Annotated in this window: 16 protein-coding genes and 1 pseudogene; 8 read left to right on the top strand and 9 right to left on the bottom strand. The window is 60.7% G+C overall.

What is annotated here, in order from left to right; translation table 11 throughout:
- Positions 1-120: 120 nt before the first annotated feature.
- Both IB267_RS18515 and IB267_RS18510 read left to right on the top strand, forming a co-directional pair.
- On the top strand, positions 121-441 hold the full coding sequence (locus IB267_RS18515) for a hypothetical protein (protein WP_192448909.1): 321 nt from the start codon (positions 121-123) through the stop codon (positions 439-441).
- Positions 442-480: 39 nt separating this feature from the next.
- A complete protein-coding gene (locus tag IB267_RS18510; RefSeq protein WP_192448908.1) occupies positions 481-1,575 on the top strand; it encodes a YihY/virulence factor BrkB family protein in 1,095 nt (364 codons plus the stop codon).
- 285 nt (positions 1,576-1,860) lie between these two features.
- Here the strand turns inward: IB267_RS18510 and IB267_RS18505 are convergent, their stop codons facing one another.
- Both IB267_RS18505 and IB267_RS18500 read right to left on the bottom strand, forming a co-directional pair.
- Entirely contained in the window at positions 1,861-2,136 is a 276-nt protein-coding gene (locus IB267_RS18505) for a hypothetical protein (protein WP_192448907.1), read from the bottom strand.
- A 524-nt stretch (positions 2,137-2,660) separates the two neighbouring features.
- Positions 2,661-2,921 (bottom strand): hypothetical protein, encoded by a 261-nt coding sequence (locus tag IB267_RS18500; protein WP_192448906.1) that lies wholly within the window; start codon positions 2,919-2,921, stop codon positions 2,661-2,663.
- A gap of 301 nt (positions 2,922-3,222) precedes the next feature.
- Between IB267_RS18500 and IB267_RS18495 the strand changes: the two genes are divergently transcribed.
- Both IB267_RS18495 and IB267_RS18490 read left to right on the top strand, forming a co-directional pair.
- Positions 3,223-3,717 (top strand): ferritin-like domain-containing protein, encoded by a 495-nt coding sequence (locus IB267_RS18495; RefSeq protein ID WP_192448905.1) that lies wholly within the window; start codon positions 3,223-3,225, stop codon positions 3,715-3,717.
- A 134-nt stretch (positions 3,718-3,851) separates the two neighbouring features.
- The gene (locus IB267_RS18490; protein WP_192448904.1) at positions 3,852-4,331 is read left to right on the top strand and encodes a pyridoxamine 5'-phosphate oxidase family protein; all 480 of its coding nucleotides are present in this window, start codon (positions 3,852-3,854) and stop codon (positions 4,329-4,331) included.
- 83 nt (positions 4,332-4,414) lie between these two features.
- Here the strand turns inward: IB267_RS18490 and IB267_RS33430 are convergent.
- Positions 4,415-4,550, bottom strand: a pseudogene (locus IB267_RS33430) (MgtC/SapB family protein); the annotation flags it as partial.
- A gap of 70 nt (positions 4,551-4,620) precedes the next feature.
- On the opposite strand from IB267_RS33430, the gene IB267_RS33975 reads away from it, so the two are divergent.
- The 4 genes from IB267_RS33975 to IB267_RS18470 all read left to right on the top strand — a co-directional run bounded on the left by IB267_RS33975 (position 4,621) and on the right by IB267_RS18470 (position 10,196).
- On the top strand, positions 4,621-4,905 hold the full coding sequence (locus IB267_RS33975; protein ID WP_371742598.1) for a hypothetical protein: 285 nt from the start codon (positions 4,621-4,623) through the stop codon (positions 4,903-4,905).
- 319 nt (positions 4,906-5,224) lie between these two features.
- Entirely contained in the window at positions 5,225-6,295 is a 1,071-nt protein-coding gene (locus IB267_RS18480) for an HlyD family secretion protein (RefSeq protein WP_192448903.1), read from the top strand.
- Positions 6,295-9,081 (top strand): ribosome-associated ATPase/putative transporter RbbA, encoded by a 2,787-nt coding sequence (gene rbbA / locus IB267_RS18475; protein ID WP_192448902.1) that lies wholly within the window; start codon positions 6,295-6,297, stop codon positions 9,079-9,081. Before IB267_RS18480 ends, rbbA begins: the two co-directional genes overlap by 1 nt.
- Positions 9,082-9,083: 2 nt before the next feature.
- A complete protein-coding gene (locus tag IB267_RS18470; protein ID WP_192448901.1) occupies positions 9,084-10,196 on the top strand; it encodes an ABC transporter permease in 1,113 nt (370 codons plus the stop codon).
- Between the two features lie 205 nt (positions 10,197-10,401).
- Here the strand turns inward: IB267_RS18470 and IB267_RS18465 are convergent, their stop codons facing one another.
- From IB267_RS18465 to IB267_RS18440, 6 genes are all read right to left on the bottom strand, one after another.
- Positions 10,402-12,222, bottom strand: coding sequence for an ABC transporter ATP-binding protein (locus IB267_RS18465; RefSeq protein ID WP_192448900.1), 1,821 nt, complete (start codon positions 12,220-12,222; stop codon positions 10,402-10,404).
- Between the two features lie 14 nt (positions 12,223-12,236).
- Complete coding sequence (locus IB267_RS18460) at positions 12,237-12,530, bottom strand: muconolactone Delta-isomerase (protein WP_192448899.1); 294 nt, start codon at positions 12,528-12,530, stop codon at positions 12,237-12,239.
- An 11-nt stretch (positions 12,531-12,541) separates the two neighbouring features.
- Positions 12,542-14,152, bottom strand: coding sequence for an NAD(P)/FAD-dependent oxidoreductase (locus IB267_RS18455; protein WP_192448898.1), 1,611 nt, complete (start codon positions 14,150-14,152; stop codon positions 12,542-12,544).
- A gap of 62 nt (positions 14,153-14,214) precedes the next feature.
- Positions 14,215-15,189, bottom strand: coding sequence for an ABC transporter substrate-binding protein (locus tag IB267_RS18450; protein WP_192448897.1), 975 nt, complete (start codon positions 15,187-15,189; stop codon positions 14,215-14,217).
- 22 nt (positions 15,190-15,211) lie between these two features.
- Positions 15,212-15,991, bottom strand: coding sequence for an ABC transporter ATP-binding protein (locus IB267_RS18445; protein ID WP_192448896.1), 780 nt, complete (start codon positions 15,989-15,991; stop codon positions 15,212-15,214).
- Between the two features lie 10 nt (positions 15,992-16,001).
- Entirely contained in the window at positions 16,002-16,817 is an 816-nt protein-coding gene (locus IB267_RS18440) for an ABC transporter permease (RefSeq protein WP_210335903.1), read from the bottom strand.
- Positions 16,818-16,829: the final 12 nt, after the last annotated feature.

The raw sequence follows: 16,829 nt of genomic DNA, 5'->3' as shown, positions 1-16,829 counted from the left end.
GCTCCCGTCGGGCCGCATCCGCACGACAATCAATCGGGTTTCATGGCAGCCGAGAAAAACGGCGGCGGAACAATGGCCGTCCTCCGCGGTTGACAGGGATCTCAAGGAGGACTGAACGACATGACGGATCCGGCACGCGAACCAGCAGACAATCAACCACCGGAACTGGCTGGCGAGACAGATCAGCCCACCGAGGCCGATGACATTTATAAGCCTCCCTATGACACGAGAGAGGCCGAACTGGAGGCCTTGCGGTCAGACATGAACAAGCTTCGCACCGAACTGGCCGCGATCGCTGCCGGCACTTCAAGGCTGATCATTCTGGAAGCTGATGCGGTCAAGCAGATGGCGGAGACCAGGATTAGGCCTCACCTTATTCCAGCTCTGGTTGCGGCTGGGATCGTCGGGTATGTCTGGAGCGCGTTTTTGCGGCCGCGATGAGACGCCGAGCTCGACCGAAAAGGACGGTTACCTTTGTCGATGCGTTCGAAATCCCCGAGTACTGATCGTCAAATAGCCCTCGGCGTTTGCGTGGTCGCTGCGATCGGACTTTGGCTTCTTCAAGTGAACCAAGAAACCCAGAATGCTATGCGGAGACGTGCTCTCGATCACCCGGGTGAAGCAATCGACGAAGATCGCGGCAGAAACGCTGACGTCCCCGAGGAAATTCCATCAAAGGGGCTCTACGACGTAGCGTGGCGGGTGGTGCACGAAATACTCAAAGACCGAGTGGCGTTTGTTGCCGCCGGAGTGACCTTTTATGTTCTCCTGGCGCTGTTCCCCGCTTTGGGAGCGATCGTCGCACTTTACGGGTTGCTCATCGATCCGGTCGATATAGCCGACCACTTACGAACGCTTGCGTATGTTCTTCCACCGGGTGCATTCGACATTCTGGCGACACAACTGCTCACGCTTGTGCACATGCGTGACGCGACTTTGAGCCTTACATTCTTCATCGGCCTCACAATTGCTCTTTGGAGTGCGCGAAACGGTGCGCTCGCGCTCTTCGATGCCATGAACGTCGCCTATCAGGAGGTCGAGAAGCGTGGATATTTCCGGCTCAACCTCGTTGCCATTGTATTTACGCTCTGCGCGATCGTGGCGATTGTCCTGATGATTGGTATTGCCGCCGCGTTGCCAACGGTCCTTAGAGTTACGTCGTTTGATCCGACAAACGAAACCATGATCCTGCTCACGGGCAGGTCGCTTGTGGTCATTGCGGCTTTTATAGGCTCGGCTGTGATTTACCGGGTCGGCCCCAGTCGGCAGCCGGCCAAATTCCGCTGGCTGACCTGGGGATCGGTCTTCACGACAGCCACCTGGGTCGCAATGTCTCTGGGCTATGCTTGGTATCTCGACAATCTTGCTAACTATGCCGCCAGTTACGGTGCGCTCGGTGGGCTCGTCGGATTCCTGATATGGCTCTGGCTATCCGTAGCGCTGTTGATCGTAGGAGCCGAGATCAATGCGGAACTTGAGCATCAGACCGCAAGGGACTCGACGACCGGTACGCCCCTTCCGATCGGTTCTCGCGGCGCACACATGGCTGACACGATCGGCAAAGCGGCTAAGTGACCATTCCTACGACTCGGATCGATAGACAAAACTGAGCTCGAAGATGCGATATGTAAGTCTCATCAATCAGATCTAGCGTGACGGCGATCGAAGGGGAGGCCTCCTTCGAGACGTCAAATCACCTGCGAGGCTGGCCAGGATCGCGAGGCTGGAAAATCGAGACCCGAGAAAATCAGGACGGTTTGGGCCGCTCAGGGCGCCAGACATGCTTCTCAGATGTTGCAATCATGCAGCCTTGAGCCTCCTCGAAATGGAAAGGCCCCGTCGTGAGCGACGAGGCCATACTCATGGTGTCGAGGCTTTACTCGGTGAACGCGTCATTTGCTGCTCGGGAGGAGGGAGGTCGTCCGGATCGTCGTCGTCCGGATCATCCAGGTCCGCCTCCTCGGTCTCGGCAAATTCGTCGTCATCCTCAGGATCATCGAATTTCGGCGGCGGGTCGCGTGGCTCGCGCAAGTCGCCTTTGCCGAGCGGGCTATCGTCGGGGAAATCGGTCGGCTCGCGTCCGGCTGCTGTCGACCTATTTGCGATGTTCTCGCCGTTACCGTCTAGATTGCCCATCACCGTTCTCCTTGCTTATGCTTTCGCCTATCTCTGAACGCGTTCCATTTTTGCGAGGACATCCAACGCGCACGAGAATGCGGCCGGCGCCAGCGATATCTTCGGCAATGCCGCGGACGAAATCGTCCGCACCTGAGTGGCTAACCTGGCCCTCTATGACCACGGATGTTCCAAGCACCCTGAAGCAGAGATTTTCCGTGTCGAAGGGCGCTTGGCACGCTAGAGCAAATTTGATCGAGGCGATGAGCCCCGAGACGTCCGCCCCTCCGCCGCCCCGGCAATCGAATTCAGGTCGAATGAAAACCATAGAAACCTCCTGTTCGGAGTCTCAACTCGCCTTCACGGACCTTGTTCCTTGTCGTATTGCTAATTTAATGGCGCCGTTCAGTGCGCCAAGCGAAATGGCCTCCAAAGGACGAGGAAGAAGCGCGCCGCCGATGCGGACCGCGGCTAATGCAACACCGCGCGCGCGACGGAAAAGGTGCAGACGCAACGTTTTAGGGGTCGGATGGGGAGCGGGGCGCTCAATGAAGGGGAGCCTTGGCCTTTCGAATGATGGCACCCGCCCCTTCCTCGAACATTTTCTCCTTGGCATTGAGCATGAACCACCGGTTATGCGCCAGTTCGATCAGCGCTTCGGCGACCTCGCGTTCGGTCCAGCCCGCAGCCTCGCCATACTCGGCCACCGACTGGAAAACATCTTCCATCGCCATCTGACAATCTAGGTCTCGGTCTGGATACGAACCCGCCCGTTTTGACGACAGGAATCTTGGATGCTTTGCCATGACGGACCTCCTTGGATCCGCAGTAGAACGCACTAAGCTATCCGCAAGCTTTCGCTAAAACGCTTGCGACTTCTCCCGGTTCCATGCGCCGTTGCGGCAAAGCCGAAACAGCGGAAGAACCGCGGCTGCCTGCCCGCCAGGCCCGTCCTTCTCAGGTGGGCTGAGTTCCACGTTGCTGCCGCTCTATCGCACGGGCTCAGTCGATCGAGTATCTGGCTGTCCGAATGGGCCACAGGAGAATTGGAACGATTTCTCCGTAAAACTCTTTCTCTCCTGCATTCATCTGCCAAGGAGAGAACCATTGAAATCGCTGGCTGAAATTTTCGAGCATACACTGCAGGATATCTATTTCGCTGAGAACGCCATCACCAAGGCGCTTCCCAAAGTTGCTAAGGCTGCCAACAGCGCCGAACTGAAAAAAGCAGCCGAAGAACACCTCTCGGAAACCAAAGACCAGATCAAGAAGCTGGAGCAGGTTTTCAAGTCGATCGGCAAGACGGCGTCTGGCGAAAAATGCGACGCCATCGAAGGGCTTATCAAGGAAGCCGACGGCTTGATGAAAGAGGCCGAAGGAACAGCTCTCGACGCCGGACTGCTGGCCGCTTGCCAAGCTGTCGAACACTACGAGATCGCGCGCTATGGCTCGCTTCGTGAATGGGCCAAGGATCTCGGTCATGATGAGGCTCACAAGCTTCTGAGCGAGATTCTCGACCAGGAGAAGGCCACCAACAACAAGCTCACCAACCTGGCCGTGACGTCGATCAACAAAACATTGAAGCGATCCAAGGCGGCCTAAGTCGCCAAGCGGCGGCCGCGCCCATTAAGTGGCGCGGCTGGCGGCGGGGCGGCCACTGCAGTCCCGCGCCGGCCAGCGGCCGGTTTCGTGAAACCTCATTCTGCAGCGGCGTTCTTCGGAAAGGAGAAAAGCGCATGACTTACATTGAGGACGACGGCGAGGTCTGGGACCTTGCCGAAAAGATTGGGTTCTGCATGCTGACTACTCAATCCGGAGGGGAACTGAAGGCACGGCCAATGTCGGCCCACATCGAGCGGGTTGAGAACGCCTTGTATTTTTTGACGGACATCAAGGGCCACAAAGATGACGAGGTCGCACAGCACCCAAATGTCTGCCTGGCGTTCGCAGACACGAAGAAGCAAAAATACGTGTCGATCTCGGGCGTGGCCGAAGTGCAAAATGACCGCGAGAAGATCCGCGATCTCTGGTCTACCCCTGCCAAGGCGTGGTGGGATAGCCCCGACGATCCGTCCATTCGCATTCTCAAAGTTACACCTCGCTCTGCAGAGTACTGGGATAGTCCTGGCACTGTGATCAGTTACATCAAGATGGCGGCGGCAGCCGTCACCAGTGCCAAACCGGACATGGGCGAGAACGCCAAGGTTCGGATGTAAGGGGGGCCGGATGGAAAGTAGGCGTGGCGGATTGGTTTGCACCCGTCGGTGTGAAACTCGATATCGTACCGCATCTGATAGCGAAGGATTGCGCCGCCTCCGATGAAAGCCAACACCGTTGATCAGCCCTTCGACCACGCGCGCGGTGGCTTCAGCGTTGCCAACTGTGATCGTCTCTGCCGCCTGAATAAACCCACATGCAGCGATGGCGACCAACGGAATGTCGCCAACGTTCAACCTGGGAGACGGCCGGTCCGGTCCCGTCGAGCGGTAACGCAAGGCAGAATAGATGCCGGACGACACCCGCGGAACCGCGATGGCGGAGCGCATCTGGGCCACGGCCGCAATTGGTGTCGCCGTGGGGCTGAGATCCTATGACACGGCCATCGTTCTCTCGATCGTCACCTTCGCAACACCGAAGATTAGGACAAATTTCAAGTCACCGAGAAACGAAGCCCTGACGCCGCTGGAAAAGGAGGGAAATAGCGTCATGGATTGCGGTAGCGGGAGAGCCGCCAACCCTAAGCTGCGCGACGCAGAAAGTCCCGCGGCAACGAGCAAGAATGTCTACTAAGACATTCCGTCGCGGGCTGAATTCAGGCCGCGTACCATCTGCGGAACCAAGTTCACAAAGCACGCGTCAAGCGCGTCTGAGGCGGAGCTCCCGCGGCCGCGCGCCAGACCGCCAGCCGAGCTTGCGCCTGTTCTGGAACCGGTGCCAAGGCGGCTCGCCGGCAATTGACATGAGTCAATGCAGCATTCCCTCCTTCGGGTTTGTTTGGGCGATCCTTTCGCGCCGCAGTGCGCGGTCGCTGCGCCAGGGGCTTATTCCCGGTTGTGTTTGAATGGCCGCGGACTATTCTCGTGGTCTGTTTTGATGGTGGAACGCTAAAATGGAAAAAGCCCGGAAGAATTGGTTCCTAGTCGGTCTGGTTACTCTGGCGCTCGTGGGCGGCTACTATGCTTGGCAAAACATGGATCGCAATGCACTGCCGGCCGGGATTGCGAGCGGCAACGGGCGCATCGAGGCTGTCGAGATTGATATCTCGACCAAGACGGCGGGCCGGATCAAGGAAATCTTTGTGGACGAGGGTGACTTCGTCAGTGCCGGCCAGGTGCTCGCCCAGATGGATACCGTGCAGTTGGAGGCGCACAAGCGGCAGGCTCAAGCGCAGCAGCAGCGTGCGATCATCAGCGTCGAGGCGGCGAAGAACCTCGTAACGCAGCGCGAAGCCGAAAAGGCGGCTGCCGTGGCTGTCCTCGCGCAGCGGCGCGCGCAACTGGACGCCGCCGAGCGGCGCCTTGCCCGCTCCGAGCAACTGGTAAGATCGAACACCGTTTCGCAACAGGTGCTCGACGACGACCGGGCGACCGCCGAGGGCGCGCGGGCGGCCGCCAGTGCGGCGGAAGCTTCGCTTGCCGCGTCGAACGCGGCGATCAATTCGGCGAAGTCCCAGGTCGTCGATGCCGAAGCCGCGGTCGAGGCCGCCAAGGCGTCGGTCGAAAGCATCATCGCCGACATCAACGACAGCACCCTGATCTCGCCGCGCGACGGCCGCATACAATATCGTGTGGTCCAGCCCGGCGAAGTGCTGGCTGCCGGCGGCCGCGTTCTCAATCTCGTCGATCTCGGCGATGTCTACATGACGTTCTTCCTGCCGACGGATCAGGCCGGCCGCCTGTCGATCGGCAGCGAGGTCCGGCTCGTGCTGGATGCCACCCCGCAATACATCATTCCCGCCAAGGTCTCCTATGTCGCCGATGTCGCGCAGTTTACGCCGAAGACGGTGGAGACCGCCGAGGAACGGCAGAAGTTGACCTTCCGCATTAAGGCGCAGATCCCGAAGGAACTCCTGAAGAAATACATCCGCATGGTGAAAACCGGTCTTCCGGGCGTTGCCTATGTGAAGGTCGATCCGAATGCAGAGTGGCCGGCGAGCCAGACCGGCACGCTGGTGCAGTGATGGCCGCCTCGGACCAGGCCGGCGTGCAGCCGGCAGAGCCCGTGGTTCGCTTGAGCGCCGTCACTCTTTCCTATGGGAAGACAAAGGCGCTGGACGAGGTGACACTGGATATTCCGTCCGGCTGCATGGCTGGGCTGATCGGACCGGACGGCGTCGGGAAATCGAGCCTGCTGTCTCTCGTTGCCGGCGCCCGCGCCGTGCAAGTGGGCCGCGTCGAGGTGCTTGGCGGCGACATTGCCGATGCCGGCCATCGCCGCCGGACCTGCCCACGCATCGCCTATATGCCGCAGGGTCTCGGCAAGAACCTCTATCCAACGCTTTCCGTATTCGAGAATGTCGACTTCTTCGGCCGGCTCTTCGGCCATGATCGCGAAGAACGCGAAAGGCGGATCGAAAGCCTGCTCGAAAGCACCGGGCTTGCTCCCTTCGCGGCGCGCCCCGCGGGCAAGCTCTCCGGCGGCATGAAGCAAAAACTCGGGCTTTGCTGCGCGCTGATCCACGATCCCGATCTCCTGATCCTCGACGAGCCGACGACCGGCGTGGACCCTTTGTCGCGACGTCAGTTCTGGGAACTGATCGACGACATCCGCGCTGAGCGGCCGGGAATGAGCGTCATCGTTGCGACTGCCTATATGGAGGAGGCCGCCCGCTTCGACTGGCTGGTCGCGATAGATGCCGGCCGGGTGCTGGCAACGGGCACACCCGATCAACTGCTTGCAAAGACCGGGGTCGACACGCTCGACGCTGCCTTCATCGCGCTGCTGCCGGAGGAAATCAGGGGCGAACACCACGATGTCGTCATCCCGCCGCGCCCGGAAGGTGCGGGCGATGATATCGCCATCGAGGCGAACAACCTCACCATGCGCTTTGGCGATTTCGTCGCCGTCGACAATGTCAGCTTCCGCATCGGCCATGGCGAGATCTTCGGCTTCCTGGGTTCCAACGGCTGCGGCAAGACGACGACGATGAAGATGCTGACGGGCCTGCTCGCAGCCAGCGAAGGTACAGCAATGCTCTTCGGACGCGAGGTCGACCCGCGCGACATGGAGGTGCGCCACCGCGTCGGCTACATGTCGCAGGCCTTCTCGCTCTACACCGAACTCACGGTGCTGCAGAACCTGGAACTGCATGCCAAGCTGTTCGGCATGGCGGCGGACAGCATTCTCAAACGGATCGAGGAACTGGCGAAGCGCTTCGATCTCTCGGACGTGATGCAAGCCTTGCCGGATGCCTTGCCGCTTGGCGTGCGCCAGAGGCTGTCGCTTGCGGTCGCGCTGATCCATTCACCCGATATCCTCATCCTCGATGAGCCGACATCCGGCGTCGATCCCGTGGCGCGCGACAGTTTCTGGCAGATCCTCGTCGATCTCTCCCGCAACGATCAGGTGACGATCTTCATCTCCACCCACTTCATGAACGAAGCGATGCGCTGCGATCGCATGTCGCTGATGCATGCGGGCAAGGTGCTCGTCAGCGATACGCCGGCCGGCATCATGAAGAGCCGTTCCGCCGCGACGCTGGAAGAGGCTTTCATCGCCTATCTGGAGGAGGCGATCGCCGGGGCGAAGCAGCCGGTGCCCGCAGTGGTCAGGGCCAAGACGCCGCTGGAGCCGGTCACTAAGCGAACGGCCGAGGCGACACGGCCTCCGAAATCCAGTTTTTTCGACGTCGGGCGGATGTTCAGCTATACCCGCCGCGAGGCCCTGGAACTGTTGCGCGATCCCATTCGCGCGACGCTTGCCACGATCGGCACGGTCATCCTGATGTTCGTCATCGGCTACGGCATCAACATGGACGTCGAGGACCTGACCTTTGCGGTGCTCGACCGCGACCAGACGACGACCAGCCGCGAATATATTCTCGAGATTGCCGGCTCGCGCTACTTCATCGAGAAGGATCCGATCACCGACTATGCCGATCTGGACCGGCGCATGCGCAACGGCGAACTGAGCCTCGCGATCGAGATCCCACCGGGTTTTGCCCGGGATGCGGCGCGCGGCGACACGGTGCAAATCGCCGCCTGGATCGATGGCGCGATGGCGAGCCGTGCCGAAACGGTCAAGGGCTACGTGCAGGGGCTGCACGCCCATTGGCTGACCGGCAAGATCCGAGAGCGCTATGGAGCGGCCGCAACCACGGGCGCCTTCAAGATCGAAACGCGCTTCCGCTACAACCCTGATGTCAAGAGCATCGTCGCCATGGTGCCGGCGGTCATCCCGCTGCTACTGATGCTGATCCCGGCCATGCTTTCGGCGCTCAGCGTCGTGCGCGAAAAGGAGCTGGGGTCGATCGTCAATCTCTATGTCTCGCCGGTGACGCGGCTCGAATTCCTAATCGGCAAGCAGATACCCTACATTGCCCTGGCGATGCTCAATTTCGTGCTGCTGACGGCATTCGCGATCTTCGTCTTCCGGGTGCCCTTTACCGGCAGTCTGCTTACCTGGACGGTCGCGGGGCTGATCTATGTCTCGGCGGCAACGGCCATGGGGCTCGTTATCTCCACCTTCATGTCGAGCCAGATCGCGGCGATCTTCGGCACGGCGATCCTGACGCTCATTCCGGCGATCCAGTATTCCGGCATGATCGATCCGGTGTCGTCTCTCGAAGGTGCGGGCGCCTTCATCGGCCAGATCTATCCGACCACGCATTTCATGACGATCGCCCGCGGCACTTTTTCCAAGGCGCTCGGTTTCGCTGATCTTGGCGGTGCCTTCGTGCCGATGCTGATCGCGGTGCCGGTGCTGCTGGCGATCGGCACGTTCTCCCTCAAGAAGCAGGCGAGGTAGTGATGCGCCTGTCCCACATCTACCATCTCGGCATCAAGGAGCTCTGGGGGCTCTGGCGCGATCCGATCCTGCTGATCCTGATCGTCTATTCCTTCACGCTGTCGGTCTATACCGGCTCGACCGCCATGCCCGAAACGCTGAACCGCGCGGCGATCGCCATCGTCGACGAAGACCAATCGCCGGTTTCGACGCGGATATCGACGGCTTTCTATCCGCCCTATTTCGTGCCGCCACAGATGATCACGCCGGCGGAAATGGACCGCCGCATGGACCAGGGGCTCGATACCTTCGCGCTCGACATCCCGCCCGATTTCCAGACAGATCTTTTGGCCGGCCGCTCGCCGACCATCCAGCTCAACGTCGACGCGACGCGCATGAGCCAGGCCTTTTCCGGCAACGGCTATATCCAGCAGATCGTGACCGGCGAGGTCTCGGGCTTTCTAGAGCGCCACCGCAACGAGACGCCGCTGCCGGTCGATCTCGTTCTACGGGCTCGGTTCAATGCCGAGCTGAACAAGGGCTGGTTCGGCGCGGTCATGAACGTCATCACCAACATCACCATCCTGTCGATCGTGCTGACGGGCGCCGCCCTTATCCGCGAGCGCGAGCACGGCACTGTGGAGCACCTGCTGGTCATGCCGGTGACCCCGTTCGAAATCATGGTCAGCAAGGTCTGGTCGATGGGACTGGTGGTGCTGCTCGCGTCCGCGGTCTCGCTGATCTTCGTGGTCAAGGGCGCGCTCGCCGTACCGGTACAGGGGTCGTTTGCCCTTTTTCTGCTGGCTACGGCGCTGCAGCTTTTTGCGACGACGTCGATGGGCATCCTGCTTGCCACGATTGCGGGCTCAATGCCGCAATTCGGCCTGCTGCTGATGCTGGTGCTCCTGCCGCTGCAAGCCCTGTCCGGCGGCATGACGCCGCGTGAAAGCATGCCCGAGATCATCCAGAACATCATGCTGGCGGCGCCGAACACGCACTTCGTCATCCTGGCGCAGGCGGTTCTGTTTCGTGGTGCCGGCCTGGACGTGGTTTGGCCGCAGCTCCTTGCCTTGCTGTTGATTGGTGCGATCCTGTTTGCCTTCGCCATGCGGCGCTTCCGGGCGTTCCTGAAGTAAGCCGCCTTCCGACTGGCAGGCGATGTCGACCACGTCGGGGGTAGAAGCTTCACCCGCAGGGGTAGCGAGCTTCGCTAACTTTACTCGACCGAGCTTTTTGATGATGACTATTCGCGTCGCGTGCGGGCATGGCATGTGAAGTCCGGTCCCGAAGAACAGCTTCCGCTCACCTGGCCGAGTTGCGACTGATGCTGGGCACGTCCATTCAAACCTGCACCAAGTGCCCCAGCGAAACCTCCCTGTATTGGCGCTTGGGCGGTACGTATCCGATAGACTGCACCGGACTTTTGATCTCGTCGGTCGCAATCGATCGTTTCAGATTGCGCCGTACCGGATCCGGCACGGGGACCGCAGCCATTAGCTTGCGCGTATAGGCATGCTGCGGGTGGTCAAAAACCGCCTGGCGCGGCCCGATTTCGACGATCTCGCCCAGATACATTACCGCGACGCGATGGCTCACCCGCTCTACAACCGCCATGTCGTGGCTGATGAACAGATATGCAAGATTGAAACTTTGCTGAAGGTCGAGGAGCAGATTGCAGACCTGTGCTTTTATCGACACGTCGAGCGCGGACACCGCCTCGTCGGCCACGATTACTTTCGGATCAAGCATGAGGGACCGCGCAATTGCGATACGCTGTCGCTGACCGCCGGAAAACTCGTGCGGATAGCGCCGCATTAGATCCGGGTTGAGTCCGACTCGTGTCAGGAGATCAGCCGCCTTATCGCGTGCTTGCAGCTTCGTGCCGAGACCGTGCGCGATGAAAGGCTCCATCACCGCCGGGCCAATTGTCATGCGAGGGTCGAGACTTGCGAAAGGATCCTGAAAGACCATCTGGACGGTGCGCCGCATTTTGCGCAACTGCCCGCGCCGAAGGCCCATCACATCGTTGCCGTCGAGCAGGATCGTTCCGGCAGTCGGTTCGACCAGCCGGGTGATCGAACGCCCCGTCGTCGACTTGCCGCAGCCGGATTCGCCGACAAGCGATAAAGTCTCGCCAGGCTTAAGGTCGAAGGATACATCCTCGACGGCATGCACTGCGCCGCTTTTGCGACCAAGCAGCCCGGACCGAATGTCGAAGCGTGTGGTCAGGTTCCTGACCTCGAGCACAGGGCGTTGACCTGCGGCCGGCAGAACAGCCTCGCGTTCGTCCTGGGTCGCTCGGCCAGTGACAACGTCGATCACCGGGAAATGCATGGGCCGCTCACGTCCCGCCATCGACCCAAGCTTGGGAACCGCCGACAGCAGCGCCCGTGTATAGTGATGTTTGCCGCGTTTGAAGATGTCGTCGGTCGCACCCGTTTCTACCGCATCGCCGCGGAACATGACGATCGTGCGGTCTGCAACTTCTGCCACGACGCCCATGTCGTGCGTTATGAAAAGAACCGCCATGCCCTCCTCTTCCTGAAGCGCCTTGATCAGATCGAGGATTTGCCCCTGGATCGTTACGTCGAGCGCTGTGGTCGGTTCGTCCGCGATCAGGAGCTTGGGCTTTGAAGCGAGAGCCATAGCGATCATCACGCGCTGCCGCATGCCGCCGGAAAGCTGGTGCGGATACTCGTCGAACCGGCCGTTGGCATTCGGAATACGCACCTTGTCCAGAAGCCTGATGACCTCGGCCCTCGCCTCCGCCTTCGAGATCTTGCGATGGCAGGTGATGGCCTCAGCGATCTGCCTGCCGATCGGGTAGATCGGATTGAGCGAGGTCATCGGCTCTTGGAAAATCATCGCGATTTCGTTGCCGCGAACCTTGCGCATGTCCTCGGCGTCGAGTGTGAGCAGGTCACGGCCGCCAAGATACACCTTGCCTTCTATCCGGCTCGAGTATTTCGGCAACAGTTGCATGATCGACAAGGATGTGACGCTCTTGCCCGATCCGGATTCCCCGACGATCGCCACCGTTTCGCGGGGAGCGATGGAGAAAGAAAGGTTGCGAACAACAGACTTCCATCGGTCACCCAGCCTGAAAGAGGTCGTCAGATCGTTGACGGACAGGACGGGAGGCTGGGCGGCAGGTGTGTCCATCTCGCTTTTCCTTCTCACGCGGCGGTGTTGATCGGATCAACAGGGTGCTTGGCCAGCGGAAGCACGTCGATGTCGTACATCCAGGGGTTGGCCGGCAGACTGGTAATAATCTCATGTAACTGGGTCGCATCGGCGGCGCGCCAGAGGCCCCAATTCTCGAAGCGGCAAGGGACGCGCCACATGCGCACCAGATGCCCTTCCTTGATCAATTCCGCCGCATGGGCGCGTTCGTCATGGATTACCTTCGCCTTCAGATCGGGATCCATGTCTTCGGACCAGCGAAGCTTGATGTTGACCAGAAATTCCATCGCATTTTCCCTCATTGATTAAGCTCCAGATCCTTGATGATTGTATTTGCGGCGTTATAGCCGGGGATGCCGGTGACATAGCCGCCCGGCCAGGTGCCGCCGCCCGACAGATAAAGTCCGGGGAGCGGCGTACGGTAATCGTGTGCCTTGCGATGCGGGCGCGCACCGAAAAGCGCGTTCGGCAACATGTCGCCATGGGTGATGTTCGACTGGACGAGACCCAATTCGCTTTCGATCTCGACGGGGTTGAAATAGCGCAAGCCGACCAGTCGCTGACGCAAGTCCGGCATGTAATGCGTAAGTTCGTCGATGCAGATATCGGCGAAGCGCTCGCCCGCCTCGGGCCAGCTACCTTCGGCGAGCGTGTAAGGCGCATGCCAGGCGTTGACGCTGAGGAGATGTCGCCCCGCAGGCGCCATGCCCGAAGACGTCGCCGACGGCATCAGGCCCCACATGATCGGCCGCTGCGCCAGCCTGCCGGCCAGTCCGTCCGCGATGGCCCGCTCGATGTAGTCGAGAGACGGCGCGATGCGGAACTGGACCTGCCCTGCCTGTGCAGGATCGACATCCGCCGGCAGGCCCGAATATCGGGGCATCCCGTCGAGCGCCAGGACCAGCTTGAACGCCGATCCACGCATCGGAACGGCGGCGATTTCGCGCCTGACATCGGCACCCACAGCCTCGTCGTCGAGCATCTGACCGAAAAGGGTCTTCGGGTTCATGGCCGACAACACGATCGGGGCGAGGAACTCGTCGCCGTTGACGGTCACGACGCCCCTGGCCTCACCTGACGCATGCAGTATCCTGTCGATCGGCGCGTCCTTAAGGATCGTGGCGCCATGCGCCACGCAGCATGCTTCGAGCGCATCGATGATGGCGCCCATGCCGCCGACCGGCAGGCCGGTAGAGCCGCGCAGTGCCGCCCGTCGCGGATCGTCATCGTCCAGCGCCGCGTAGGAAGCCAGCGAGATCGGGCGCATCATCAGGCCCACGGCCGAACCGGGCGCAGATGGCGGCGTGAGGGTCGCATTGAGCGCCAACATCCCAAGCAGAGCCTTGGCCTCCTCCGATTTCAGCCGCTCGTCGAGCAGCTGGCGCAGACTGCCGCACATGACGCGGTCGAAAAGTCCGGCAAGCCGTTCGGGCACGTCGCGAGCCGCCCGTACCAGATCGGGAGACGGCGTGAACACTGATGCACCGAGATGCTGCCCCAGCTCCTCCAAATCGGACAGCAAGCCGAAGTAGCGTTTGGCTTCGCCGGAGGCGTAGGCGTTGAGTTGCTGCGTCAGCCGCTCCCTGTCGCGCCAGCCGATGAAGGCTCCACGCGGGAAAGGGTGGACGACCGTCGGGTCTGTGCGGACGAACTTCAGCCCGAAATGTTCGAGCTGCAGCTCAGCGATGAAACGCGGCTCGAAGCTGCCGGGCGAATTGGTGAAGGCGCAGCGGTAACCGGGAAGGAACTCGAAGGTTCCGCAGGGGCCGCCAAGCGTCGAGCGTGCCTCGATCAACAATGGGCGCAATCCGGCCTTGGCGAGATAGGCGGTGGCAACGAGACCATTGTGCCCTCCCCCAACGACTATGACGTCGTATGTGCCAGGCGATCTATCGACGATATCAGACATGCAGTTTCCATCTGGTTTGCAAAGGCAGCCCGCGGCATGCCGACGGTTGAGGTGAAGAGGCGCTATTGAGGAAGCTGGTCGTTTGAAAAGTAGGCCGTTGCGTCCTTCTTGCCGATCATCGTGCCGAATTGCGCAAGTGTTTCATTCATCGACTCCCAGTCCTCCTCCGCCATCCAGCCGAGCGGCTTGCCCTCGGTGCGCTTGGTGTGAAGGGATGCCTCATAGGCATCGAGGACGCCGCGATGAAACTCGGCCGGCTGGGTGTTGCCGGACACCTTGAGGAAAATTCCGACGGCCTCATCCTTGTTGGCGAAGGTGTACTCCATGCCCTTTCTGGTCGCGGCGAGGAAACGCTTCACGATGTCAGGGTTCTGCGCGAGGTAGTCGTTGTTGACGACGATGCCGAAGCCGAGATTGGTGATGCCCCAGTCCGCATATTTCAGGACCGAGACCTCCTTGCCCTGCGCCTTCAACTGCGGGACGTAGAAGTAGTCGTCTCCGCTGATGCAATCGAGCTGGCCAGAGGCAATCCCTGCAAACTTGGCGTCACCCGGCATGTTCACCAGCGTTATGTCGGTCAACTCCAGTCCGTTGGCCTTGAGGAATGCGGGCAAGATCTGACCATCGGAGCCGGTCGGCGTCGAGCCGATCCGCTTGCCCTTGACGTCGGCCGGCGTCTTGATGGCTGGGTCGGTACAGATCAGCGAGATGGGCCCCTGCTGCCACCAGCCGGCAACCGCAGTAATCGGCACACCGGCGGATATTGACTGGGCGACGGTGGAGAGATTGGCATGACCGATCGGATCGGCGTTTTCGCCGACCACCATGGTCGTCGTCTTCGATCCCTGCCCCTGGACGATATCGACATCCAGACCGACCTCGTCATAAAAGCCTTTTTCCTTGGCGAGGATCATCGGGGTCTGTCCGGCCCACCAGCTCCAGTCCAGGCGCAGTCGGATGCTGTCGGCTGCCAGGGCCGTCGTGCTCATCAATGCGAAGGCGAAGAGTGCACCGCCTGCATGCTTGAAGTATCTCATGTCCGGTTCCTTTTTTCTGATGTCAGGCCGCGTCTTCGGCGTCATCGCGAATGACGCCCATGCGTTCGAAATGAACGAGGATCTGGTCAACGATCGCGTTGAACTCCGGCGTGCTGCGGATGGAGAGACGGCGACGGCGTGGCAGAGGCACATCGAGAACTGCCTCGACGCGACCAGGTCGGGGCGCCATCACCACGATCCGGTCGGACAGAAACACCGCCTCCTGAATGCTGTGGGTGACGAAGACGACCGTCGGCCGGGACCGCAGCCAGAGCGACTGGAGATCCACCATCATCTGGTCGCGGGTGAGTGCGTCGAGAGCGCCAAACGGCTCGTCCATCAGAAGCAGCGAGGGATCGTGTACGAGCGCCCGGCAGACGCTGACGCGTTGGCTCATGCCACCCGAAAGCTGATGCGGATAGGCATTCTCGAAACCCGCAAGGCCGGCAGCAGCAAGCAGATCACGCGCCTTGGCGCGATACTCGCCGTCCGGCAGCCCGCGCGCTTCGGCCTGCAGCATGACGTTGCCGATGACAGTGCGCCAGTCCAGCAAGACCGGCGATTGGAAGACATAGCCGAGGTCGGTTTCTGCCTTGACGACACGCTGGCCACCGACCCGGAGCGTCCCGGAAGTCGGAAAATCCAGCCCCGCGATAATACGCAGCAAGGTGCTCTTGCCGCACCCGCTCGGCCCGACGATCGAGAGAAACTCGCCCGGCTCGATGTCGAGAGAGGTCGGCACCAGAGCCTCCAATCCTGCATAAGACCTCGAGACCTTGTCGATGATGACGGATTTGCCCATGTCGTGCTCCTCAATGTCCTTCGTTGCGCTGCGAGCGATGCCAGGGCATGACGCGCGCCTCGACCATTTGCACGATGGCGAAGCTGACGACGCCGATCAGCACCAGCAGGATGAGCGCGGCAAACATCAGCGCTGTCTGCAACTGCCCGCTCGAAAGCAGGATCAAATAGCCCAGGCCGCGATCGGAGCCTACGAACTCACCCACGACGGCTCCGACCACGGCGAGCGTCACGCAGACCTTCAAGCCGCCAAACAGGCTGGGCAGTGCGTGCGGCAAGTAGATCTTGCAGAACATCTGCGCAGACGAGAGGCCCATGGTCCTGCCCAGGAAGACCATGTCCTGCGGCACGCTTTTGAGCCCGACCACCCCGCTGATAACGACTGGGAAGAAAGCCATCAGCACGCCGACGACGATGTTGGTGTGCAGGCCGAAGCCCAGCCAGACGAGAATGAGAGGAGCAAGCGCCACCTTCGGAACCGCCTGGCTGGTCACGAGAAGCGGATAGACAGCATCCTCGAACCATCTGAACCGCGCGATCATCACAGCCAGAGGCAGCGCAATGGCGATACTGAAGAAGAAGGCGATGACGGTCTCGAGCGCCGTAATGCCCGAATGATAGATCAACAGCGGAAACTGCGAGATCAGCGTGGTGGCGACCGCTCCGGGCGACGGCAGGAGATAGGGTGCCGGCTTCAGGACAGAGACGACGAATTGCCAGAGCGCGACGATCACGACCAGCGACAGGATGGGATAGACGATACGGGACATCCTGACGGAAAATCCCACGCCTCCGCTCTGCTGCATTGTTAAATCGGTTTGGCTCATCTTGCTCTCCGG

Source organism: Ensifer sp. ENS09, from assembly GCF_014852425.1.
Lineage (GTDB): Bacteria > Pseudomonadota > Alphaproteobacteria > Rhizobiales > Rhizobiaceae > Ensifer.
This window is presented reverse-complemented; position numbering and strand designations above follow the sequence as displayed.